Source organism: Marinobacter santoriniensis NKSG1 (assembly GCF_000347775.1).
GTDB classification, from domain to species: domain Bacteria; phylum Pseudomonadota; class Gammaproteobacteria; order Pseudomonadales; family Oleiphilaceae; genus Marinobacter; species Marinobacter santoriniensis.
Genome location: NZ_APAT01000019.1, coordinates 44,858 through 67,709 on the forward strand (window position 1 = coordinate 44,858; position 22,852 = coordinate 67,709).

Below are 22,852 nucleotides of genomic sequence, written 5' to 3' on the forward strand. Positions count from 1 at the left end.
GGCCCCGATGGCAAGGCGGGCACCCCTGTGTGCACCGCCAGGACCACCGGGAAACACCCGCCGGATCAGGCGGGATTATGGTCAATCAACGTATCCTTGTTGCGGGCGAACTCATCGAAGGGAAAGTCGTCCACCGTCAGCATTTCCAGCACGACCTGCTCGTACTCGCGCATGAAATCGGCTTCTTCCTTCGTGAACACGCCTGCCTCCAGTGCGGCATCAAAGCGCTCTTCAGGGTGTAACGCCGTCATTGGCAACTCGCCCTTCGCGTAGGCCTTGGTTGCCTTGCGGTAGAGCTGTTCCGCCTTGTCGTAGTCCTTCAACAGCGCATTGTAACGGGCTACCGGGTTCTCCACGTCACCCTCCCCTTCGCTGGTCCAGATACTGGCCAGCAGACGGTTCCGGATGGGCGTATCGGTAGTAATGAACCTGGCCAACTTCCTCGCCAGATCATCGCCGGGCGCATGCCAGCGCCGACCCAGAGGCAAGGTGACGGCCCGAAGCACCAGGGCCACCGCCCGGTTCGGAAGATTCTGGAGAAATTCATCCAGTGCGGATTCGGTGCGATGCAGCAGCAGCTCCATGCTGTACGCCATCACTTCCTTCTCTCCGGCCACTGGCTGGTTTTCGTGCCAGTCTTTGAGCACCATCGAGGCCAGATAGAGGTTCGACAGCATGTCCCCGAGACGGGCCGAAATCAGCTCACGCATCTTGAGTTCGCTGCCCAGCGTTGTCATGGCCGCATCGGAGCAGAGACCGAAGGCCGCGCTGAACCGTGCCACCGCCTGCGCATAGCGGCGACTGGCACTGTCAAACGGGACATCCGCGTGGCCCAGGCCCAGCGCCTGCGTGAAGGCCCGGGCAGCATTGCCGAAAATCAACCCGGCGTGACCGAAAAACGCCTTGTCGAAGGCCCGGATGTCGTCGTTGTCTTTCGCCGCCAACTCCTCGAGTACGTACGGATGGCAGCGAATCGCGCCCTGCCCGAAGATCATCAGGCTCCGGGTCATGATGTTGGCACCTTCCACGGTAATGGAAACCGCTGCGCCACTGTAGCCAATGCCGAGATAGTTTCGTGGGCCCAGGGTCACCGTCTTGCCACCGTGGACATCCATGGCGTCGGACAGGACGCCTCGCTGGAACTCGGTCAGGTGATATTTCAGAATTGCCGACGGCACCGCGGGTTTCTGTCCGTTGTCGATCATGTTGGCAGTGTGGTTCACCGCCGCCTGCGAGATGTAGGTCTTCGCCGCAATGCGGGCCAGCGGCTCCTGAACACCTTCCATCTCCGCCACCGGTGTATTGAACTGGCGGCGAATTCGCGTGAATCCGCCGGCGGTACCAACGGAATAGGCCGCAGCACCGGCTGCGCCCGAGGGCAGCGTGATACAGCGCCCTACCGACAGACACTCCACGAGCATCCGCCAGCCCTGGCCGGCCATTTCCTGACCGCCAATAATGTAATCCAGAGGGATGAACACATCCTTGCCACGAATCGGGCCATTCAGGAACGGCGTACCGATCGGGCAGTGACGGCGCCCGATCTCCATGCCCTCGGTATCCCGGGGAATCAGGGCACAGGTGATGCCATAGTCCCTGGTATCTCCGAGCAGTCCGTCCGGATCGAACATTCGGAATGCCAGGCCAACCACGGTGGCCACCGGCGCCAGGGTAATCCAGCGCTTCTCGAAGTTGAGCCGGATACCGAGCACCTCTTTGCCGTCCACTTCCTGCTTACAGACGATGCCCGTATCGGGCAGGGATGTCGCATCAGACCCCGCGCGCGGACCGGTCAGGCCGAAACAGGGGATTTCCCGGCCATCAGCGAGCCTCGGCAGGTAATACTGCTTCTGTTCTTCGGTACCGTATTTGACCAGCAACTCGCCCGGCCCGAGCGAGTTGGGCACACCCACGGTGACCATCAGCATCTCGTTTCCGGCCAGCTTCTGCAGCACCGCTGTCTGGGCCTTGGCGGAGAACTCCAGCCCCCCATACTCCCTGGGAATGATCATGCCGAAGAACTTTTCCTTCTTCAGCAGTTCCCAGAGTTCCGGCGGCAAGTCCGCACGTTCGACGGCCACATCCCAGGCGTTGCACATCGAGATGGCCTGGGTGCACTGGTTATCGACGAAAGACTGCTCTTCCTCGGACAAGCCGTTATGGCGATTGACCAGCAGGTTCTGCCAGTCCGGGCGCCCGGTGAACAGCTCTCCGTCCCAGCCGACCGTGCCCGCTTCCAGCGCGACCTTTTCCGTGTCCGAGACTTTCGGCGCCACTTTTTTGAACATGGCAAAAATACGCGGGGTCAGCCAGCTACGGCGGAATCCGGGGAGACCGGCAACCGCCGTTACCGCAGCGCCGGCCAAAAGAACCAGGGCCAGCCATCCGGATGCGAAAATCCAGGATAAAAGGCCGACAACCACCATAACGGCGATCGCCTGACCGGCACCGGATTCACGGCGCATTACAATCAAAAGGCCGGCCAATGCGACCAGAAACAGAATGAGAGTCATCATAGGTTTTCTCTGTCCTCCATGGATTTCGAGACCCCATCCCGACCCCATGCCAGAGGCATGGAGCCCGGGGAGCACCAAGACTACACTGTGTTACGTTTACGGTAACGCATCGGATGAGGCCTGACCAGCAACTGCCGCACAGTCAGAGGCTTAGCGATATCAGGCGGTCACGATCACCCGTATTCCCTCCAGGGCAAGACTCGCCCGCCCCACGGCCTCCCGGGCCGCGTCGAGCTGACTCCGGAAGAAATCGATTTCTTCCTCGCGGATGGCCGGATTGACCTTCTTCAAAGCGGTCAAGCGCTGGATTTCCGGTTCGAACGCGGCCTCAACCTGCGCCAATGCCTGGTCTTTCAGGGGTTCCAGATGGGGTTCAGAGAGCCGCTCGGCATGATCCACCATGGTTTCAACCTGGGGACGGATTTGCGGCACGATCGCCTGCGCGGTCCGCCGTCGGATATTGGAGCACAGGTCATTCAGGCGATCGTGGGGCAACGCCGCTGACAACTCCTTGCCATTCACATCCACCAGAAGCCGAAGCGGCGAAATGGGGAGATAGCGGGTCAACTGAAGCGACTCCGGCGCCGGACAATGAACGGTAAACAAGGCTTCCAGCAGCAAGGTCCCCGGTGGCAGCGCCTTGACGGACAGACTCGCCAGAGCCGCCTTTCCGAGACCCGAGCTGGTGACCGAATCCATCACACCGGTAACCATGGGATGTTCCCAGCTCATAAAAGCCAGATCCTCACGCTCCAGCGCCTGCTCCCGGCTCCATGTCACAGTCATGCCTTCCTCGGGCAAGCCCGCGACGTGGCCCGGCTGGTATTGCTCTCCCGGCCTCAGGACATCCGAATGCTCGGTGTGATCCTCGATATCCACACCCAGGATATCGAACGCGTCGACCATGTAATCGCGGACCTGCGTCGAGACCTCCTCCTGCTCGATCTGTTCGATCAGTTCGTTGGCCATCTCCGGCCGGCAGGAATTGAGTTCAATGAGGGCGTCGCGGCCCTTCTGCAGCAAGGTCTTAAGACGCTGGCTCTCGTTTGCCGACCGCTCGATCAACGGTTCCAGCGCACCAGGTTCTCCTGACAACGCCTGCTGCCATTGATCCTGAACGGTCTCCTGGACCGCGACGCCGACGGAGCAACTCTCGGCAAACGCGTTGAGCCCCTCCTGGAACCAGCGATACTGGACCTCCTGACTGGTGCCCTCCAGGTAGGGAATATGGATCCGGATCGCCTCTCGCTGACCAATCCGGTCGAGCCGGCCGATCCGCTGCTCCAGCAAATCCGGATTGGCCGGCAGATCAAACAGGACCAGGTGATGGGCAAACTGGAAATTGCGGCCCTCGCTGCCGATTTCCGAACAGATGAGCGCCTGCGCCCCCTGTTCATCGTCCGCAAAGTAGGCAGCCGCCCGGTCTCGTTCGACCAGGCTCAGGTGTTCGTGAAACGCGGCGCTGCGGATACCGGCCCTGAGCTGCAGATAATGTTCCAGGGCCATGGCCGTTTCCGCACGGGCGCAGATCACGACCACCTTGGCCGGTCGCAGGCTTTTGAGTGTCTGCTCCAGCCAGGCAACCCGGGGATCGTCCGTCAGCCACCGCTCTTCCGGACAACCCCGCTCGGGTGTCAGGCCATCCAGTCCGGTAGACGCCCCGTCGAAGAGTTCCGGACGGGGCAGGCCAACCGGAACCGGCTGCCGTTCGGGAAAGTCCGGAATCGCGGCCCGGGTGTTCCGAAATAACACCCGACCAGTACCGTGCCGGTCCAGCAGGGCATCAATGATGGCATCCCGGGAACGGGCTTCGAGCTGATCCAGGTCGTCCCCCAGCCAGGTCCGCAGAATCCCGCGATCGGCGTCGCTGATGGCGTCATCCGCCTGCAGACGTCGAACCACATCGTTCACCGCCTGATACTGCGACTCCTGTTCACGGAACGCCTCCAGGTCGTGGAAGCGGGCCGGGTCGAGAAGCCGAAGTCGCGCGAAGTGGCTGGCGATGCCCACCTGCTCGGGGGTGGCGGTCAACAACAACAGCCCCCGGGTGCGTGCGGACAGGGATTCCACAACTTCGTATTCGGGGCTGGCGGCTTCAGGCTCCCAGGCCAGATGATGGGCCTCGTCGACGATCATCATGTCCCACCCGGCGGCAAGCGCATCACGCCGGGCGCGCTCACTGTCGGTCAGGAAATCAAGGCTGCACAGGACCAGCTGTTCGCTTTCGAAAGGATTCTCCGAATAGTCGTCGCCGAAAATGTTGTTGACCAGGGCATCGATATCATCTTCATCCTCCTTGAGTGCGTCGTAGCGGGTCTGATCAACGATCGAGAATCGCAGGTTGAAACGGCGCAGCATCTCGACAAGCCACTGATGGATCAGCGAATCCGGCACCACGATCAGCGCCCGCCGGGCCCTGCCCGTCTGCAGCTGGTAATGAAGGATCAGACCGGCCTCAATGGTCTTGCCCAGGCCGACCTCATCGGCAAGCAGTACCCGCGGAGCATGGCGCCGGGCAACTTCATGGGCGATATAGATCTGGTGCGGCAGATGCTGGGTCCGCGCACCGATCAGCCCCTGGGCCGGCGACGCCCGCAGCCGATCCATGTGCTGCAAAGTGGCATACCGCAGGCGGAAGGCGCCGTTTCGATCAAACTGACCGGCAAACAACCGCTGGTGAGGCGCCGAAAAATCCACGGATCCGGCCAGCTTGACCTCGGAAATCGGGTGGATATTGTCGCCATCGTCCGCGTGATACATCAGGACGCCACCCACCTCCTCAACGGCTCGCACGATGTATCGCTGACCATCGTAGGTCTCTATTTCCTCGCCCATCTGAAACACGATTCGGGACAGCGGGGCGTTGTCGATGGCGTAGGTGCGTTCTTCGTCCGCCGCCGGGAACCCCAGTGTGACCCGTCGCCCGGCAATGTCCGTGACAATGCCCAGCCCCAGTCCGGTATCGCTGTGGCTGACCCAACGCTGGCCAATGACGAAATCCGATGTATCCAAGAAACCTCCAATCCGAAATTACTGATGATTTGAATCGTTTTCACGCACCCAGAAAGCGGTCGCTCCGCACACCGCGGCTGGCACGACCACCAGGTTCAGCAACGGCACCATGGCTGCGAGCGCCACGGGCAACCCGAAGCCCAGTGCCGACAGCCGGGAACCACCGAGCGTCCTGCGCAGGGCCGGAAAGCTCACCCGGTGATTGTCGGCGGGGTAATCGACATACTGGAGGGCCATCATCCAGCTGTTGAACAAGAACCAGAGTACCGCCGCCACCAGGTTGACCACCGGTACGAGGCCAATGATGAACAGGCCAATGGCCCGGGGCAGGTAATAGAGGATCTTCTGCACCTCACGCCAGAGGGCCCGGGGAATATCCTTGACGATGGTGGCCCAGCCATCCTCGGTGGTGACCTCCTGACCGGTCAGATGCTTTTCCGTCAGCTCGGCCAGATACCCGTAAAACGGAGAACCAATCAGATTGGCTACAATCACGAAGCCGTAAGCCAGCATCAACAGAATCACTGCGCCATAGAGGATCCAGAACAGCCAGTCCAGCGACTGCAGCCAGTTCCAGTCGGGCAGCCAGCCCATGGCGGTGGCAATCAGCGTCGAAAAGCCTTCAGCCATGAAGTAGAAAAGAACGGCGAAAAGAACGATATTGATGGCAATGGGCAGCAGCACGAAAAGCCGCAGACCAGGCTGTCGGATGAGGCGGAAACCTTCCCCCAGGTAGCCCAGTCCACGAAAAAAGTTACCCTTGAGCATAACTGGCAGATCCTCCGTTCCAATGACAGTGACGGGGCGCAAAGCATATCATGATGGCTCCCGGCCCACAGCCTGTAAGGACCTACGGAAAATCCCCATGGCATCATTCAGACACAGCATTAACGCCCTTCTCCAGAACCGCACATTGTGGCGCATCGCGCTTCTGATTTCCGTTATCGTGATCATTGTGCTGGCAACGGCGGACCCGGAAACCCCGCTGCCTTCAACCCCCAGCGACAAACTGAACCACCTTCTGGCGTTCGTTGAACTGACCCTGCTGGCGCGACTGTCATGGCCGGATCGCAGCCCGATTGTCTATGTGCCCGCCCTGCTTGCCTTTGGCATGGGCATCGAACTGGTCCAGGCCAACCTTCCCTACCGGGACTTTTCGCTGTTGGATTTTGCAACGGACGCCATCGCCATCGGGATTGGCCTACTGCCCTGGCCCGGCGTTCCCGGGCTCAAAAAGACCAGCCTGGGAAAAACACCCGGATCGATGTGAGATATTTCCTACATGGCCGTAAGCCGTTTTACCGACATGGCGTACGCAAGCATGCTCAAAGTCGACCAAACCTCTCCCATGCCATTGATGGGAAAGAATTTTTTAATTAACCCGAAACTCAGCCTCGGTGTAACCGTGCAAGGTTCACAGGTTTGTCAAAGTCCGATTGGTATATTGTTCTCGTCAGGGATGACAGGGAAAAGGACGACGCACCGGATGCACCCCGGCACGGAATGCGGGGAGAGGCAGGGACACAGGGATGCCTCGCTTAAGGGATAATTACTGGAGCGCCGGCTCGGACGCCGGCACCACGGAGTGGCAGAATGGACCGGCAACAGGGGGTTGCCATCGCGCACGGACGCGCCGACCTGTTCCGAAAGGGTAGCCGGGAAGGCTACCCTTCATTTTTTATGAATACCGGCCAGCCCGGTAGATCCGCACCCGATTGAATTCCTCGAACTCGTCAAGATCCGGCCAGGTACGTGCCTCTATCACCGCTTGCCGAACATACCGCTCATCGCCCAGATCCTTCACCCGTGAATCCGCCAGCAGTACCTCCGAGGCCGCCTCCAGGAATTCATTCAGGAACGACCGATTCTCCCGGTCGTACAACACATCCGCAGCGGTGATAGTATCAATAGTGTCCGGGCGGGCCGCCCAATCACTACAGACCTCCAGCTCCACGCCATTCAGCTCGGCATTCGAAAGGGCCGCATCAAGCGCCGCCGCATCCAGGTCACAGGCAATCACTCGGGCGGCGCCGGCCATTGCCGCCGCGACAGCCACCACCCCCGAGCCGGTACCGAAATCCAGCAGCGTTTTGCCCGCCACCACCTCCGGATGGTTCAGTATCCAGCTTGCCAGCACCTGGCCGCTGGCCCAGCAAAACGACCAATACGCCGGTTCAGCCACCACCGACTGGGCCTCGTCGTGCGACAGGGGCCCCTCCAGAACCGTCGGATCAAACAGATAAAGGGATAGCGGCGGGCACCCTGCCGGGCGGCTTTTTGCCACGCGTCCACGGGTCAGGGTCTTGCGCAGGTGTTCATTCAGGCGTTCCGCGGACATCTTCCCTCCGGCTCAGACAGATTAAAGCGGCGTATTGTACCGGGGCATTGATCGGGGATCAGCGGCATCCGAGCAGAAAGACGCCGGTTTCGATATACTCGTACCCCACATTTCCAATCTCCAGGTCCGTGAAATGGCAAGCCGACCCGACACCGACGACTACCTCTCCCTGTTTCTGGACGACGTTCCGCTGATGGACGTACGGGCGCCCGTAGAGTTTGCCCGCGGCAGCTTCCCGGCTGCCGAAAATGCCCCCCTCATGAACGACGAAGAACGGCACCGGGTCGGCATCTGCTACAAGGAGAAAGGTCAGGACAAAGCCATTGAGCTGGGACATCAGCTGGTTTCCGGAGACATCAAGGCCCAACGCATTGAAGCCTGGAAGCGCTTCATCGCCCGGAATCCGAACGGCTACCTGTTCTGCTTTCGGGGCGGCCTGCGATCCCGTTTAACCCAGCAATGGATCCGTGATGCCGGCATCGACTATCCGTTGGTCAAGGGTGGGTACAAGGCCCTGCGACGCTTTCTGATCGACAGTCTGGAATCGTTGACCGAAACCTCGGAGTTCCAGATCGTGAGTGGCCGGACTGGTACCGGGAAGACCAGGGTTCTGCAGCAATTGCCCAATCCAATCGACCTTGAAGGGATCGCCAATCACCGAGGCTCCAGCTTTGGCCGTCAGGTGACGCCCCAGCCTTCCCAGATCGACTTTGAGAATCGGTTGGCCGTGGCCATGCTCAAAGCCCATCACCGCATTGGCGGTACCATTTTCCTGGAAGATGAGAGCCGGCTGGTGGGTCGCTGTGCGCTGCCCGAAAGCCTCCGTAAGCGTATGGCCGACGCGCCCCTGCTGGTGCTGGAGCGCCCGATGGAAGAACGCATCGCCATCATTCGCCAGGACTATGTCGAAGATATGCATGCCGATTACGTGGCCCGTGACGGTGAGGAGGCCGGGTGGCTCAACTTCCGGGATTACCTGCTCGCAGCCCTGGATCGCATCCGCAAACGCCTGGGCGGAGAACGACACCAGCAACTGAGGGCATTGATGGAGTCCGCGCTCGCAACACAGGTGCAACAAGGCATGCTCTCCGGACATGACGCGTGGATCGAGGCGCTGCTAACCGACTATTACGACCCCATGTACGACTACCAGCTCGGTCAGAAAGAAGGACGCATTCTGGTGCGGGGCGGACCGGCTGTAATCCGGGAGCAAGCCAATCTGGCCCAGCCTGCGTAACAATCACGTCAGGTGCTCCCGGTATCGTTATACCGTCAAAACAAATCTCTGCTACATAAAAAGGGCTGATAGTCCCTGTTTTCTAACGGCACCTTCCGATCCGGTACATCTGGAAAACTACGAATGAACAAGGAGTCTTGGTATGGAAAATCTTTTCGGCGCGGATGGTAGCGCTTCCCAGTTGATGGATCACGCGATGACGCTGGTCATGACCTATGCGCCCAAGGTCGTGCTGGCAATCGTCACGCTGATCATCGGTATGTGGCTGATCAACCGTTTCGTGGCATTACTGGACAAGAAACTGGGACAGAAAGACCCCACCCTGAACAAGTTCCTGTGCGGTCTGATCAACGCGCTCCTGAAAGTTCTGCTCCTGATCTCGGTCGCCTCCATGGTCGGCATTGCAACGACCTCCTTTATTGCTGTCATCGGTGCCGCAGGCCTCGCAGTCGGTCTGGCCCTGCAGGGCAGCCTGGCAAACTTCGCCGGCGGCGTCCTGATCCTGATCTTCAAACCCTTCAAGGTCGGCGACACTATCGAAGCACAGGGGTTCCTTGGCGCGGTAAAAGAGATCAGCATTCTCTATACCATCATTGATAGCTTCGACAACCGGCGCATCGTGATTCCGAATGGCCAGCTCGCCAATGCCAGCCTGACCAATGTGAGCATTTACGATACCCGTCGTTGTGACATGACCTTCGGTATCGGGTACGGCGACGACATCGACAAGGCCAAGCAGATTATCCAGCAATGCCTGGAGGAAGATGAACGGGTCCTGCCCGAACCGGCCCCAAGGATTGCCGTCGGCTCCCTCGGCGACAGCTCCGTCAACATCATTGTTCGTCCCTGGACAAAAACCGACGACCTCTGGCCCGTGTACTGGGACATGCACGAAAAGATCAAAAAGGCCTTCGATCGCGAAGGCATCTCCATTCCTTTCCCGCAGAGAGACGTACATCTCTACAAAGAGGAGTGAACGGTTTCGCATTGATACACCCCGTAACTCGCAAACGGCGTATGCTCAACTAAGCTGAGCAGTAAAGGCGGGAGGCTGAATCAGTCCTCCCGCCAGTTCCGACGGAGCCCGGCCAACCAACAATGAACGGCTCCGAAACGCTGTCATTGCTGGTAGGAGGATGTAACGATGCCGGTACAGCAGTTGAAGGATTACCTCGAGACGGCAGGCGTGGAGTACATGTGCCTGTCCCACCCTCCCGCGTTCACGGCCCAGGAACTGGCCCACCACGTCAAGATTGCCGGCGACCGCGTCGTCAAGACGGTCATCATCGAACTGGATGGCAAAATGGCCATGCTGGTGATGCCCGCAACCTGGCGCATCCGCTGGGATCGCCTGTCCCGTATACTCGATACCGATTTCGTCGACCTTGCCGACGAACAGGAATTCAAGGACCGCTTCCCCGATTGCGAGGTGGGCGCCATGCCTCCCTTTGGCAACCTGTTCGGAATGACCGTTTACTGCGCCGAATCCCTGACAGAACAGCCTGAGCTGGCATTCGCAGCGGGCAGCCACACGGAATCGGTGCATATGAAGACGGCAGACTTCCTGACCTTGGTGCAACCGATGGTCCTGAACCAGGGATTCATCAAGCCGGGCGCGAAAAAACCGGCCTGGCTGGTGAAGGGCCGCCGTCAACCGGAGAGTGTTGACGAGGCAGGCATTCCCGGAGCCATCGGCTACTGAGATCATCGCACCGACTTGATTCGGGTCGCTTGTCTGCGCGCTGCCATCGCGTAAACTGACGGCAACAGACAGGAACCCGATATGAACCAAGCATTCGACATTGCCATCGTCGGCGCGGGCATGGTGGGCAGCGCGCTCGCGACCGGGCTCGGCCGCGACGGCTTCTCCGTTGTACTGATCGACCAGGCCGCTCCGCCCGCCTTTGATCCGGCCGGAGCGCCAGACATCCGCGTCTCCGCCCTCAGCGCCGGTAGCGAACGATACCTGAAAGATCTTGGTGCGTGGCCTCATATTCTGGCCATGCGCACAACGCCCTATCGGCGCCTGGGCGTCTGGGATGAAACCCCGCATCCCCTGAGCCGCCTGCTCCCGGGTCCCCTGGCGAAGGTCATGTTCGATGCCCGGGATCTGGGCGCTTCCCACCTCGGCCATATCGTTGAAAACTCCATCACCCAACAGGCGCTCTGGCAATGCGCCCGCGACGAGAAGACCGTGACCGTCCGGTCGGGTGAGGGTGTCAGTGGCCTGAAAGAACAGGACGACCATGCCGTTATAAGCCTTGAAAACGGGGAACAACTCACTGCAGGCCTGGTTATCGCCGCCGACGGTGCCCAATCGAAGGTCCGGACGCTGGCCGGCATCGGTGTCAGTCGTGACCAGTATGCCCAGCAAGCCATGGTGATTTCGGTTCGTTACCGGGGACCCGTCGAAGACATTACCTGGCAGGGATTTTACCCCTCGGGACCGAGAGCCTTTCTGCCATTGCACAGTGCCGGAGCCGACCATCCCGGAGAGAGCTGGGCCTCGCTGGTGTGGTATGACGCCCCTGAGGAGCTGTCGAGACTGAAGGATCAGGACGAACAGACCCTGATGGATGCGATTCAAAGGGCCTTTCCCGGGAACCTGCCGCCCCTGACCCACATCGACACCCGCGCCAGTTTCCCGATCGCCCGTCAGCATGCACGGCGGTATCATCAGGGACGGGTGGTGCTTGCCGGCGATTCTGCCCACACCATCAACCCGCTGGCCGGACAGGGGGTCAATCTCGGCTTTCAGGACGCGCAGTGCCTGCAGTCCATACTCCGGGAAGCACGGCGCAGTGGCGCGGACCTGGCGGATGAGCAGTGGCTGAGCCGCTATGAACAACAGCGCCGGCCGGCGAACCAGCGCATGATGATGGCCATGGACCTGTTCTACTACCTGTTCAGCAACAATATTCCGCCGGTCCACCTCCTGCGGAACCTGGGGCTTGGCGCCGCACGCGCCCTGCCCTTTGCGCGCAATCGCGTGGCCCGTTACGCCATGGGCATCGACGAAGAGTGGCCGGCAATCCTCAAGCGTCTGGCGAGCAGCCTGCCAGGACTTCCCCAACGTCTTCTGCCATAGTCATCGAATCAAACCACAAGAGAGGAGCCCCCATGTCCGAGACGATCTTCACCAAAATCATCAATCGCGAAATTCCCGCTGATATCGTGTACGAAGACGACATCAGCCTGGCTTTCCGGGATATCAATCCCCAGGCACCGGTGCATCTTCTGGTCATCCCCAAGAAGGAAATCGCGTCTATCAACGAAATCGAGGAAGGTGATCGGGAACTGGTGGGACACCTCTACTGGGTAGCCGGCAAGCTGGCCAAAGAGATGGGGTTTGCCGAAGATGGCTATCGAACCGTAATGAACTGCGGTGAGAATGCCGGGCAGACGGTCTTCCATATCCATCTGCACCTGCTGGCCGGCAAGCCTTTCGGATGGCCTCCCTACACCGACAGAATGAAGCAGGCCTGAGCCGTCTTGTCCGACCGGGTCCGTGGGGTGTGACGGGGCAATCCCGCTCCCCACGGCAAGCGATCAGCCGAAACGACCGGTGATGTAGTCTTCCGTTTCTTTCCGGTCCGGGTTGGTGAAGATGTTGTCGGTATGGTCGTACTCCATCAGATCCCCGAGGTACATGAAGGCGGTATAGTCAGACACCCGGGCCGCCTGTTGCATGTTGTGGGTTACGATCGCGATGGCGAAGTCGTCCTTGAGTTCGTAGATCAATTCCTCAATCTTGGACGTGGAGATCGGGTCCAGCGCGGAGGTCGGCTCATCCAGCAGGAGAACCTCCGGTTTGACGGCGATACCCCGGGCAATACACAGCCTTTGCTGCTGGCCACCGGACAGCGCGCCACCGGTCTGTTTCAGCTTGTCCTTGACCTCATCCCACAGTGCGGCACGCTGCAGCGCCCACTCCACACGATCGTCCAGTTCGGATTTCTTCAGTTTTTCATACAACCGGACACCGAAGGCGACGTTGTCATAGATGGACATGGGGAACGGCGTCGGCTTCTGGAACACCATGCCAACCCGCGCCCGCAGCATGTTCACGTCAATACTGGACCCGAGGACGTTCTCCCCGTCCAGGATCAGGTCGCCTTCCGCACGCTGGCCGGGATAGAGGTCATACATCCGGTTAAAGACCCGGAGCAGGGTCGATTTGCCGCACCCGGACGGACCGATGAACGCCGTTACCTTGCGGTCTGGAATGTCCATGGAGATATCGTGCAGGGCCTTGAATTTCCCGTAATAGAAACTCAAGTCCCGCAAAACGATCTTGGGATCCGCCACCGCCCGGATGTAATTCGTTTTCTCGAGCAGATCGTCGGCATTAACGGACGCCGACAATGCGGGCGCCTCCAACCTAGTGGAGTCTTGGTCGATAGACGATTCTTGGGTCATAGTCGCTGCCTTCATAGTGTCAATCTCTGGCGCTGCCTGAGTAGTCGGTATCACGGCTTCTGGTTATGGCCTTTCAGGCCGTAACGGGCAAAAATGTTCATCACTAGAACGCTGATGGTAATGAGCAGCGCCGCGGCCCACGCCAGATTCTGCCAATCGCTGTAGGGGCTCAGGGCATACTGGTAAATGACCACCGGCATGTTGGCCATCGGTTGATTCATGTCCGTTGACCAGAAGTTGTTGCTGAGAGCGGTAAACAGCAGCGGAGCCGTCTCCCCCATGATCCTGGCAGTCGCCAGAAGCATGCCGGTGATCATGCCGCTGAGGGCCGCTTTGTACACCACGTTAACAGTCACTTTCCAGCGTGGCGCGCCGAGGGCTGCAGCCGCTTCCCGAAGCTGTGAGGGCACCAATTTGAGCATATCTTCCGTGGTCCGGACCACCACCGGTATCACCAGGATGGCCAGGGCGACACCGCCGGCCCAGCCGGAAAAGTGGCCTACAGGACTGACCAGCAGGGTGTAGACGAATACCCCCACGACGATCGAGGGTGCAGACAAAAGAATATCGTTGATGAAACGCACGGTACTGGCAAACCGGGACTTACCTCCGAACTCTGCCAGGTAGGTTCCCGCCATGACGCCGATGGGTGTGCCGATCAGCACCGCCACCAACGTCAGCAGGAGGGTACCGACAATAGCGTTGAGCAAACCGCCCGATTCACCAGGCGGTGGCGTCATCTCGGTAAACACCGCCCAGTTGATGTGCTGGAAGCCTTTGATAAACAGGATAGACAGAATCCAGCCCAGCATAAATAGGCCGAACAGGGTGACCGCGATGGAGGCGGCCAGGTTAAACGCATTGACCAACTTGCGGCGATGATACCGTGTCATATCAGGTGCTCCGTCCTTCCTGTACCTTCCCGAGCCGGAGCAGGAACCATTTTGAGATGGCCAGGACGATGAAGGTGATGATAAACAGGATGAGGCCAAGGGCGATGAGCGAGGACATATGCAAGCCATCGGCCTCGTTGAATTCATTGGCCAGTGTCGAGGCAATGGTCGACCCCGGATAGAACAGGCCAGTCATCAGTTCCTGGGCATTACCAACCACGAAGGTGACCGCCATGGTTTCACCGAGCGCCCGACCAAGCCCCAGCATGATACCGCCAATGACGCCTACCTTGGTGTAGGGCAGGATAACTTTCCAGACCACTTCCCAGGTAGTGGACCCCATCGCGTAGGCGGACTCTTTCAGGTCCTTGGGCACGACATCAAACATGTCACGCATCACGGACGCAATGAACGGAATGATCATGACCGCCAGAATGAAGCCGGCCGTAAACAGACTAATCCCGATGGGGGGCCCCTGGAAGAACTGGCCAATCAGAGGAAGCTCCCCGAGCGTGTCGGTCAGCAGGGGCTGCAGATTTTCTGAAAACCAAGGGGCAAAGTAGAACAGGCCCCACATGCCGTAGATAATGGATGGCACCGCAGCCAGCAACTCCACCGCAATGCCCACCGGTTTCTTCAGCCATTCCGGCGCCATCACGCTTATAAAAAGCGCAATGCCAAAGCTTACGGGAATGCCGATCAGAATAGCGATAAAGGAGGTAACGAGGGTTCCGACGATGGGAATCACGGCACCGTATTGGTCATTCACCACATCCCATTTTTCAGTGATGAAAAAATCGAAACCAAAGGTCTGAAACGTCGGCCAGGCATCCTTGAACAGCATCAGGATAATCGCGGCCAAGACCGCCAGAACCATCGTTGCGAAAAAGAAGGCGGTGCCCTTAAAGAGCTTGTCGCCCATCGCACCGATCATCGCTTGCCGGGAATGTTTCGAGTACTGAGTTTGTGGCGCTGCCATTAGTTCTTCCGCCTGGATCAATAAGGTTTCAGAATGAACTCCGGCCATCATCTGGGCCGTTTTCGGGTGGCGAGATTATGCCACAACAACGAAGGACAGGCGAAAACGCCTGCCCTTCGGTCACAAAAACCCCCGATTACTTGAGGTTGATCTTCTCTTCCCAGGAAGATTCGATCAGCTCAGCAACGCTCTTGGGGATCGGGATGTAGTGCAGTTCAGCGGCAGCCGGCTGGCCATTGGCCATGGACCACTTGAAGAAGTCCAGGACTGCTTTCACCTGGGCCGGATTCTTCGGATCAGTGTGCACCATGGCGAAAGTGGAACCAGTGATCGGCCAGCTGTTTTCGCCCGGCTGGTTGGTCAGGACCACACGGAATCCCGGAGTGCCCTTCCAGTCAGCGCCGGCAGCGGCGGCTGCGAAGTTGTCGCTGGTAGGCGCAACACGGTTGCCGTCACGGTTGATCATGTCCATGTAGGTCAGGTTGTTTTCCAGGGCATAGGCGTACTCAACGTAGCCAATGGCACCCTTGATGCGACCGGTGTAGGAAGCAACGCCTTCGTTACCTTTACCACCCAGGTTACCCTTGGACATCCAGTTTACAGTTTTGCCTTCGCCAACCTCGGATTTCCAGGCCTCACTGGCCTTGGACAGGTAGTTGGTGAAAATGGCGGTGGTGCCTGAGGAATCTGAACGGTGAACCACGGTGATCTTCAGATCTGGAAGGTCGGCATCCGGATTCATCTTGGCGATGGCCGGATCGTTCCAGTTGGTGATCTTGCCCATCAGAATGGCTGCGAGGGTTTCGCCGTCGACAGCCAGCTCACCCGGCTTGATGCCCGGAACGTTGGCAACCGGTACGATACCGCCCATGATCAGCGGCCACTGGGTCAGACCACTGTCCTTCAGATCTTCGACAGTCAGGGGTGCGTCGGAAGCACCGAAATCCACGTTACCGGCCTTGATCTGTTTGATACCGGCACCAGAGCCGACTGACTGGTAGTTGACTTCAATACCGGTCTCTTCCTTGTAAGCGCTGGCCCACTTGGAAATGATCGGATACGCGAAAGACGAACCGGCACCGGTCACCTTCTCGACGCTGGCAGCGTGGCCAGCTGCAGAAACAGTTACGGCGGCAGCGGCGAAGATACCCGCAATCAGCTTTCTGTCGAATTTCATGAACTCTCTCCTAAAGCAGTTGAATACGTCTGCCACACTCGTTCCGGTGTAGCTGGCGGCCGTGACCAGCGAGTGGCTGGCAAGTTGTGACCTGCACGCAGTATCCACAATAATTATGTCAGTTTTATGACGACGACGATAACAGCGACACAACGGAAAGGAGGCGGAAAACGAAACGCCGGAGGAAAACGGAAGAGAGCGCCGGATGATGCAGCATTCATCCGGCAACACGAGGGAAAATGCGCAGTCCGACGTTAACTGCCGACGACCTGCTCGGCCCACTTGGTCGGCTTGTGACGAACGTCTTCCCCCTCGACCATGTAGATGACATTCTCGGCGATATTACAGGCATGATCGCCTACGCGCTCCAGGGCTCGCAATATCCACATGACCGACATGCATTTCGAGATATTACGGGTATCTTCCATCATGAACGTCAGCAGGGAACGGGCCGCTGTTTTGTACTCCTCATCAACCCGCTTATCCTCCTTCATGATACTGATCGCCGGCTCGGGATCGAGGCGGGCAAACGCATCCAGGGCGTCCCTGAGCATCCCGCGCACATGATTGGCAATGTGTTGAACTTCCACATAGCCGCGGGGGGCCTTACCCTCTTCGGCAAGCGAGATCGCCAGCTTGGCGATTTTCTTGGCCTCGTCCCCGATCCGCTCCAGATCGGCCACCATCTTGATTACGGCAATGACCAACCGGAGGTCCCGGGCAGTTGGCTGACGACGGGCAATGATGTGGGTTGCCTCTTCGTCGATCAGCAACTCGAGCTGGTCGACCTGCTTGTCTGCATCACGGATTTTCTCACCGAGGTGACCATCATTGTCCACCAGAGCGGTTACCGCCCCGGCAACATGGGACTCCACCATGCCACCCATTTTCAGAAAATTGGCCTTCAATTCGGCGAGATCCTCGTCGAACCCTGACGAGATATGTTCCCCTTGGCTCATATCCTTTTTATCTGGCATACAAAGCAGTCTCCAAAACGTTAAGTGTGCAGGTCGCGACCCGAAATGAGGCCAAGCTGGGAGAGGCCCTGAATCATGGCGTCGCCGGCAAAGCACTAAAGATTCTAATATAGAGGAGGTGCAAACCTCTGCGCAAACTGTCCTGATGCGCGCCTCTGCTCCGATGGTTACCACAGAAACATGACAACAGGATGGCAACAGGATGAATCGCGCCGGATCGTGTAAATTTACTTGCAGAGTGACCGCAGGCCATTAACATGCAGGCTACTATAATAAATCGCAGAACAGGCTGGCTCCATGACCCATTACGACGACGACAAACCCAAACCCCGCGGCGAACTGACACTTCAGGTCATTCCCCTTCCCTCCGATACCAATGCCAATGGTGACGTGTTCGCCGGCTGGCTCGTCAAACAGATGGACATCGCCGCAGCCACGATGGCCGGACGGATTTCCCAGGGCCGCAATGCAACGGTCGCCATGGACCGGATGGAATTCCTGTCGCCACTGCGGGTGGGGTCACAGGTTGGCTGTTATTGCGAACTGGTGGATATCGGCCGAAGCTCGATGAAGATCAACGTGGAAGTCTGGACACTGGACCGAATCGCCAGGAATCCCCGCAAGGTCACCGAAGGGCTCTTTGTTTACGTGGCGATCGACGAACACGGTCGGATCCGGGAAGTCCCGGAGCAGAACCTGTAGCACTTACCGCCAGCCCTGCAAGAGGCGCGCGTAATTGAGGCGCTCCCAGGTGTGAGCATTGGGAGCGTTGTCCAGTGACAGGGCCCCGCGTGCTTCTGCCAGTGTGTTATACCCCATTCGATCCAGTCGTCGACTGGCCTCTTCGGTGATCCGCCCAAGCGCTTCAGGCCCGTCCGCCAGCAGCGCCGAGACCACCTGCACCACAGTGGCGCCCGCCAGAATGGCTTTCACCGCATCATCGCCACTGTGAACACCGCCCGAGACGGCCATTTCGAGGCCCGTGCGACGGAACAGAGAGGCCACCGCATGCAGGCGAAGCGGCAATTCGGCATTGCTGGAGAGCACCACGTCCCGGCTCAGGGTCAGTTCGTCCAGATCCATATCCGGTTGGTAAAAGCGGTTGAACAGCACCAGACCTCGGGCGCCCGCAGCTTCCACGCCGGTCACGAAGGCTGGCAGGGCGGAGTAGAACGGGGACAGTTTAACGCTGACCGGCACAGAAACCTGCGCCACAACGGCCTGCACCACCTCCAGCTGTCGTTTCTCCAGTGTCGCGGCGGTATCAGACGGATCCGTGGCGAGATCATAAAGATTGAGCTCGATGGCCTCCGCTCCCGCGTCTTCCAGTTCCCGGGCATGATGGGTCCAGCCACCGGGCGTAACTCCATTGAGTGAGGCAATCACGGGCACATCCAGTTTGCTGCGGAGTAATTCCAGACGCCTGAGGTAACTGTGTGACCCTACCTCAAAAATCTCTGACTCCGGGAAATACGAGCGCGCCTCGGCGTCTCTGTTGATCTGGGAATCGATAAACTTGTGCGCCGCCATCTGCTCGGCCACCAGCTGTTCCTCGAACAGGGAATGCATCACCACCGCGCCGGCGCCAGCATCGACACAGGCCTTCAGGGCGTCCAGGTCATCAGTCAGCGGGCTGGCACCCACCACCAGGGGCGAGCGCAGGTCCAGTCCGAGCCATCGGGTTGCCAGCTCAGTCATGACGTTCGCCCTCCTCCGGGTCCGATTCCCCGTGTTCATGGGGCTCCAAGTGTATACCGGCCAGCTGTTTGTAGAGCTCTCGCTGGTCATGGGCCGCTTCAGTGGCCGCGGCTACCAGTTGTGCATACCGTTCCGGGTCCCGCAGTTCCAGCATCCGGAACCGCGCCTCTTCCTGCATGTATTCTTTCATCGTTACTTTCTGGCGTACGGAATCCAGCTGCAGGGGCGGTAAGCCATCGTCAATCCGCCGGGGATCGAAACGGTAGAGAGGCCAGGCCCAGCTGTCCACCGCCCGACGTTGCTGGGCGGGCGAATGCACCAGATCATAGCCATGGGCAATACAGGGACTGTGGGCGATGATCAGCGCCGGACCCTCGTAGCTTTCGGCTTCCTGCAAGGCTTTGGTGGTCTGGTTGCTGTGGGACTGCAGGGCAATCTGCGCCACGTAAACGTGGCCATAGCTCATGGCCAGCAGCCCGAGGTCCTTCTTGCGGGTTTCCTTGCCGGCCGACGCGAACTTGGCCACCGCTCCGATGGGGGTCGCCTTGGATTGCTGACCGCCGGTGTTGGAATACACCTCGGTATCCAGCACCAGCAGCTTGAGGTTCTGGCCGGAGGCCAGAGCATGGTCGAGCCCACCATAACCGATGTCGTAGGCCCAGCCGTCCCCACCAATCACCCAGACGCTCTTGGGGCACAATTCATCCGCCAGGCTGGCCAGCTCGTCGGCCTCGGCACCCGGCTGGTCCGCCAGCCAATCCCGCAGCCGGGTGACCGCCTCCCGGCGGGCCATCATGGCGGATTCGTCGATGGTGGCGCAGGGCCCTGTCAGATCGCTGTAGAGCGCCTCGGGCAATCCGGGGCGGAACTCCTCGAGCAGTTGCCGGGCCCGTGTCACCAGCTGGTTCAGCCCAACACGCATCCCCAGCCCCAGTTCTGCGGCATCTTCGAACAGGGAGTTGTTCCAGGTCGGTCCCCGGCCATCGGGGTTGACGGTGTACGGCGTCGTCGGCAGGTTACCGCCATAGATGGAGGAACAGCCTGTGGCGTTGGCAATCAGCAAACGGTCACCGAGCAACTGGGTCAACAGGCGGATATAAGGTGTCTCACCACAGCCACTACAGGCGCCGGAATACTCGAACAGCGGAATCAGCAATGGCAGTGCCTTGAAGTCCCGGGGAATCCGGTCCCGCGGCACCGGCGGGAGGTTACGGAAAAACGCCAGGTTCTCGGCCTCAACCGTTCGATGCTCTTCCAGCGGCCTCATGTTGATGGCCTTGCGTTTCGGCTGGCTTCGATCCTTTGCAGGGCAGACTTCGACACACAGACCACACCCGGTGCAATCGTCCGGCGCCACCTGAATCCGGTAGTCCAGTCCCTCCAGTTCCGACGTCTGGGTTTCCGGCACGGTCTCGAACGCTTCCGGCGCACCCTGGACCGCATCCGGCTCGAATACCTTGCTGGTGATGGCCGTGTGCGGACAGATCATTGCGCAGAAATTGCACTGCACACAGATATCCGACTCCCAGATCGGAATCTCGAGGGCAATGGTGCGTTTTTCATACTGACTGGTGCCGGTCGGCCAGGTGCCGTCCGGTGGAAACGCACTGACCGGCAGCCTGTCGCCCTGCCCCTCGAGTAGAAGCCGCGTGACTTTCTGGACGAAATCCGGGGCATCGTCCGGTACCCGGGGCGGTCGGCTTCGGGTTGCCGTCACCTGGTCCGGCACCGGCACTTCGTGGAGATTGGCCAGGGCGGAATCCACCGCTTCCACGTTGCGGCGAACCACCTCCGGCCCCCGACGCCCCCAGGTCTGACGAATGGACTCCTTGATACGCTCAATGGCTTCGGCCCGGGGCAAGATGTCCGCCAGGGCAAAGAAGCAGACCTGCATAACGGTGTTGATCCGCCGCTCCAGCCCGGCTTTTTCGGCGACGTCTGCCGCATCAATCACATACAGGCTTGCCTTGCGCTCCACCAGAACCCGCTGGGCCTCCACGGACAACCGGTCCCACACCTGGTCCGGCGGCCAGGGTACGTTGAGCAGGACCGTGGCGCCCGGAGCGGCATGCTCAAGCACATCGAACCGCTCCAGAAACTGCGGGGCATGCACGGCCACAAACTGGGCCTGACGAATCTGGTAGCTTGAGCGGATCGGATGCGGCCCGAAGCGCAGATGGGATACCGTGGTGGCCCCGGATTTCTTGGAATCATAGACAAAATGCCCCTGGGCATAGAGGTCCGTATCCTCCCCCAGGATCTTGATGCTGGCCTTGTTGCTGCTGACCGTACCATCGGCACCCAGGCCGAAGAACAGGGCACGGCGGGTTTCCGGCAATTCGATGTCCAGCTCGGCATCAACCTCCAGCGAAAGATGCGTGACGTCGTCACGAACCCCCACGGTAAAGCGGGTTTTCGGAGCCGCTGCCTTCAATTCATCAAAGATGGCGCAAACCATGGCCGGCGTGAATTCCCGGGAAGACAGACCGTAGCGACCTCCGACCAGCCTCGGTAGTGTCTGGCGCTCACCCCGGCTGTAGGCTTCCATCAAGGCACCGCTCACTTCCAGCAGCAGCGGCTCGCCCTGGGCACCGGGTTCCTTGGTCCGGTCCAGCACCGCCAGCTGTTGTACCGATTCAGGCAGCGCCTCGAGCAAGCGATCGGACGCAAACGGCCGGAACAGGCGCACCTTCAGCACCCCCACCTTCTCGCCCTGTCTGACCAGCCACTCCACCGTCTCGTGGGCGCACTCGGCGCCGGATCCCATCAGGATCACCACCCTTTCGGCTTCGGGATGGCCGACGTAATCAAACAACCGGTAGCGACGCCCGGTTATGTCCGCGAACCGATCCATCACCGACTCAAGTTTGTCGGGAAACGCCTGATAGAAGGGGTTGGTGGCTTCCCGGGACTGGAAAAAAGCGTCCGGATTCTGGGAAGTGCCCCGGACGACCGGGCGATCCGGCGTCATCCGTCGGGCACGGTGGGCATCCAGCCCTGCACGAGGCACCAGTGCCCGCAGCTCCTCATCGCCGAGCGCCACAATCTTGGAAATCTCGTGGGAGGTCCGGAAGCCGTCGAGGAAATGCATCACCGGCACCCGGCTTTCCAGCGTTACCGCATGGCCGATGGCCGTCAGGTCCTGTGCCTCCTGTACCGATCCGGACGCCAGCAGCGCGAAGCCGGTGCCCCGTGCTGTCATTACATCGGAATGATCACAGAAGATGGACAGGGCATGTGTCGCCACGCTGCGGGCTGCAATGTGCATGCAGAAGGGCGACAGTTCACCGGCAATCTTGAACAGATTGGGCAGCATCAGCAGCAGCCCCTGGGAAGCGGTGAAGGTGGTCACCAGGGAGCCCGCCTGAAGGGCTCCATGTACAGCACCGGCAGCACCCGCCTCGGATTGCATTTCAACAACCTTCGGCACCTCGCCCCAGAGGTTTGGCCTGGCCAGGGCCGACCAGTCATCCGCGTGTTCCCCCATGACCGACGCTGGGGTGATCGGGTAGATTGCGATAGTCTCACTCAGACGGTAGGCCACTGAGGCGACTGCTTCGTTCCCGTCAAGGGTATGGAACTCCATGGCCACTTCTCCCTGTCATG

At 59.7% G+C, this 22,852-nt stretch carries 18 protein-coding genes; 7 read left to right on the plus strand and 11 right to left on the minus strand.

Annotation, left to right across the window (positions count from 1 at the left end):
* Window positions 1–65: 65 nt before the first annotated feature.
* The 3 genes from MSNKSG1_RS12875 to cysZ all read right to left on the minus strand — a co-directional run bounded on the left by MSNKSG1_RS12875 (window position 66) and on the right by cysZ (window position 6,296).
* Window positions 66–2,516 carry an acyl-CoA dehydrogenase gene (locus tag MSNKSG1_RS12875; RefSeq protein WP_008939716.1) on the minus strand — a complete coding sequence of 817 codons (2,451 nt, stop codon included), beginning with the start codon at window positions 2,514–2,516 and terminating at the stop codon, window positions 66–68.
* 159 nt (window positions 2,517–2,675) lie between these two features.
* Window positions 2,676–5,528 (minus strand): RNA polymerase-associated protein RapA, encoded by a 2,853-nt coding sequence (gene rapA / locus MSNKSG1_RS12880; RefSeq protein ID WP_008939717.1) that lies wholly within the window; start codon window positions 5,526–5,528, stop codon window positions 2,676–2,678.
* An 18-nt stretch (window positions 5,529–5,546) separates the two neighbouring features.
* The gene (gene cysZ, locus MSNKSG1_RS12885) at window positions 5,547–6,296 is read right to left on the minus strand and encodes a sulfate transporter CysZ (protein WP_008939718.1); all 750 of its coding nucleotides are present in this window, start codon (window positions 6,294–6,296) and stop codon (window positions 5,547–5,549) included.
* Between the two features lie 97 nt (window positions 6,297–6,393).
* On the opposite strand from cysZ, the gene MSNKSG1_RS12890 reads away from it, so the two are divergent.
* On the plus strand, window positions 6,394–6,798 hold the full coding sequence (locus MSNKSG1_RS12890) for a VanZ family protein (protein WP_008939719.1): 405 nt from the start codon (window positions 6,394–6,396) through the stop codon (window positions 6,796–6,798).
* Between the two features lie 408 nt (window positions 6,799–7,206).
* Here MSNKSG1_RS12890 and MSNKSG1_RS12900 read toward each other — a convergent pair whose 3' ends face one another.
* Window positions 7,207–7,866 carry a 50S ribosomal protein L11 methyltransferase gene (locus MSNKSG1_RS12900; protein WP_008939721.1) on the minus strand — a complete coding sequence of 220 codons (660 nt, stop codon included), beginning with the start codon at window positions 7,864–7,866 and terminating at the stop codon, window positions 7,207–7,209.
* A 133-nt stretch (window positions 7,867–7,999) separates the two neighbouring features.
* On the opposite strand from MSNKSG1_RS12900, the gene mnmH reads away from it, so the two are divergent.
* The 5 genes from mnmH to MSNKSG1_RS12925 all read left to right on the plus strand — a co-directional run bounded on the left by mnmH (window position 8,000) and on the right by MSNKSG1_RS12925 (window position 12,589).
* The gene (gene mnmH / locus MSNKSG1_RS12905) at window positions 8,000–9,103 is read left to right on the plus strand and encodes a tRNA 2-selenouridine(34) synthase MnmH (protein ID WP_040886930.1); all 1,104 of its coding nucleotides are present in this window, start codon (window positions 8,000–8,002) and stop codon (window positions 9,101–9,103) included.
* A 142-nt stretch (window positions 9,104–9,245) separates the two neighbouring features.
* A complete protein-coding gene (locus MSNKSG1_RS12910; protein ID WP_008939723.1) occupies window positions 9,246–10,079 on the plus strand; it encodes a mechanosensitive ion channel family protein in 834 nt (277 codons plus the stop codon).
* Between the two features lie 168 nt (window positions 10,080–10,247).
* Window positions 10,248–10,805 (plus strand): aminoacyl-tRNA deacylase, encoded by a 558-nt coding sequence (locus tag MSNKSG1_RS12915; RefSeq protein WP_008939724.1) that lies wholly within the window; start codon window positions 10,248–10,250, stop codon window positions 10,803–10,805.
* An 81-nt stretch (window positions 10,806–10,886) separates the two neighbouring features.
* Window positions 10,887–12,191 (plus strand): FAD-dependent monooxygenase, encoded by a 1,305-nt coding sequence (locus MSNKSG1_RS12920; protein WP_008939725.1) that lies wholly within the window; start codon window positions 10,887–10,889, stop codon window positions 12,189–12,191.
* Between the two features lie 32 nt (window positions 12,192–12,223).
* Window positions 12,224–12,589, plus strand: coding sequence for a histidine triad nucleotide-binding protein (locus tag MSNKSG1_RS12925; protein ID WP_008939726.1), 366 nt, complete (start codon window positions 12,224–12,226; stop codon window positions 12,587–12,589).
* Window positions 12,590–12,652: 63 nt separating this feature from the next.
* Here MSNKSG1_RS12925 and pstB read toward each other — a convergent pair whose 3' ends face one another.
* From pstB to phoU, 5 genes are all read right to left on the minus strand, one after another.
* The gene (pstB, locus tag MSNKSG1_RS12930) at window positions 12,653–13,522 is read right to left on the minus strand and encodes a phosphate ABC transporter ATP-binding protein PstB (RefSeq protein ID WP_169331930.1); all 870 of its coding nucleotides are present in this window, start codon (window positions 13,520–13,522) and stop codon (window positions 12,653–12,655) included.
* A gap of 50 nt (window positions 13,523–13,572) precedes the next feature.
* The gene (pstA, locus tag MSNKSG1_RS12935) at window positions 13,573–14,415 is read right to left on the minus strand and encodes a phosphate ABC transporter permease PstA (protein WP_008939728.1); all 843 of its coding nucleotides are present in this window, start codon (window positions 14,413–14,415) and stop codon (window positions 13,573–13,575) included.
* A 1-nt stretch (window position 14,416) separates the two neighbouring features.
* Window positions 14,417–15,415, minus strand: a complete 999-nt coding sequence (gene pstC, locus MSNKSG1_RS12940) for a phosphate ABC transporter permease subunit PstC (RefSeq protein ID WP_406564596.1) — start codon at window positions 15,413–15,415, stop codon at window positions 14,417–14,419.
* 115 nt (window positions 15,416–15,530) lie between these two features.
* Window positions 15,531–16,571 (minus strand): phosphate ABC transporter substrate-binding protein PstS, encoded by a 1,041-nt coding sequence (pstS, locus tag MSNKSG1_RS12945; protein WP_008939730.1) that lies wholly within the window; start codon window positions 16,569–16,571, stop codon window positions 15,531–15,533.
* Window positions 16,572–16,825: 254 nt separating this feature from the next.
* Window positions 16,826–17,548 carry a phosphate signaling complex protein PhoU gene (gene phoU / locus MSNKSG1_RS12950; protein ID WP_040886925.1) on the minus strand — a complete coding sequence of 241 codons (723 nt, stop codon included), beginning with the start codon at window positions 17,546–17,548 and terminating at the stop codon, window positions 16,826–16,828.
* A 297-nt stretch (window positions 17,549–17,845) separates the two neighbouring features.
* Between phoU and MSNKSG1_RS12955 the strand changes: the two genes are divergently transcribed.
* Entirely contained in the window at window positions 17,846–18,250 is a 405-nt protein-coding gene (locus MSNKSG1_RS12955) for an acyl-CoA thioesterase (RefSeq protein ID WP_008939732.1), read from the plus strand.
* Window positions 18,251–18,253: 3 nt separating this feature from the next.
* Here MSNKSG1_RS12955 and MSNKSG1_RS12960 read toward each other — a convergent pair whose 3' ends face one another.
* A complete protein-coding gene (locus tag MSNKSG1_RS12960; RefSeq protein ID WP_008939733.1) occupies window positions 18,254–19,246 on the minus strand; it encodes a dihydroorotate dehydrogenase-like protein in 993 nt (330 codons plus the stop codon).
* Window positions 19,239–22,832 carry a pyruvate:ferredoxin (flavodoxin) oxidoreductase gene (gene nifJ / locus MSNKSG1_RS12965; protein WP_008939734.1) on the minus strand — a complete coding sequence of 1,198 codons (3,594 nt, stop codon included), beginning with the start codon at window positions 22,830–22,832 and terminating at the stop codon, window positions 19,239–19,241. Before nifJ ends, MSNKSG1_RS12960 begins: the two co-directional genes overlap by 8 nt.
* Window positions 22,833–22,852: the final 20 nt, after the last annotated feature.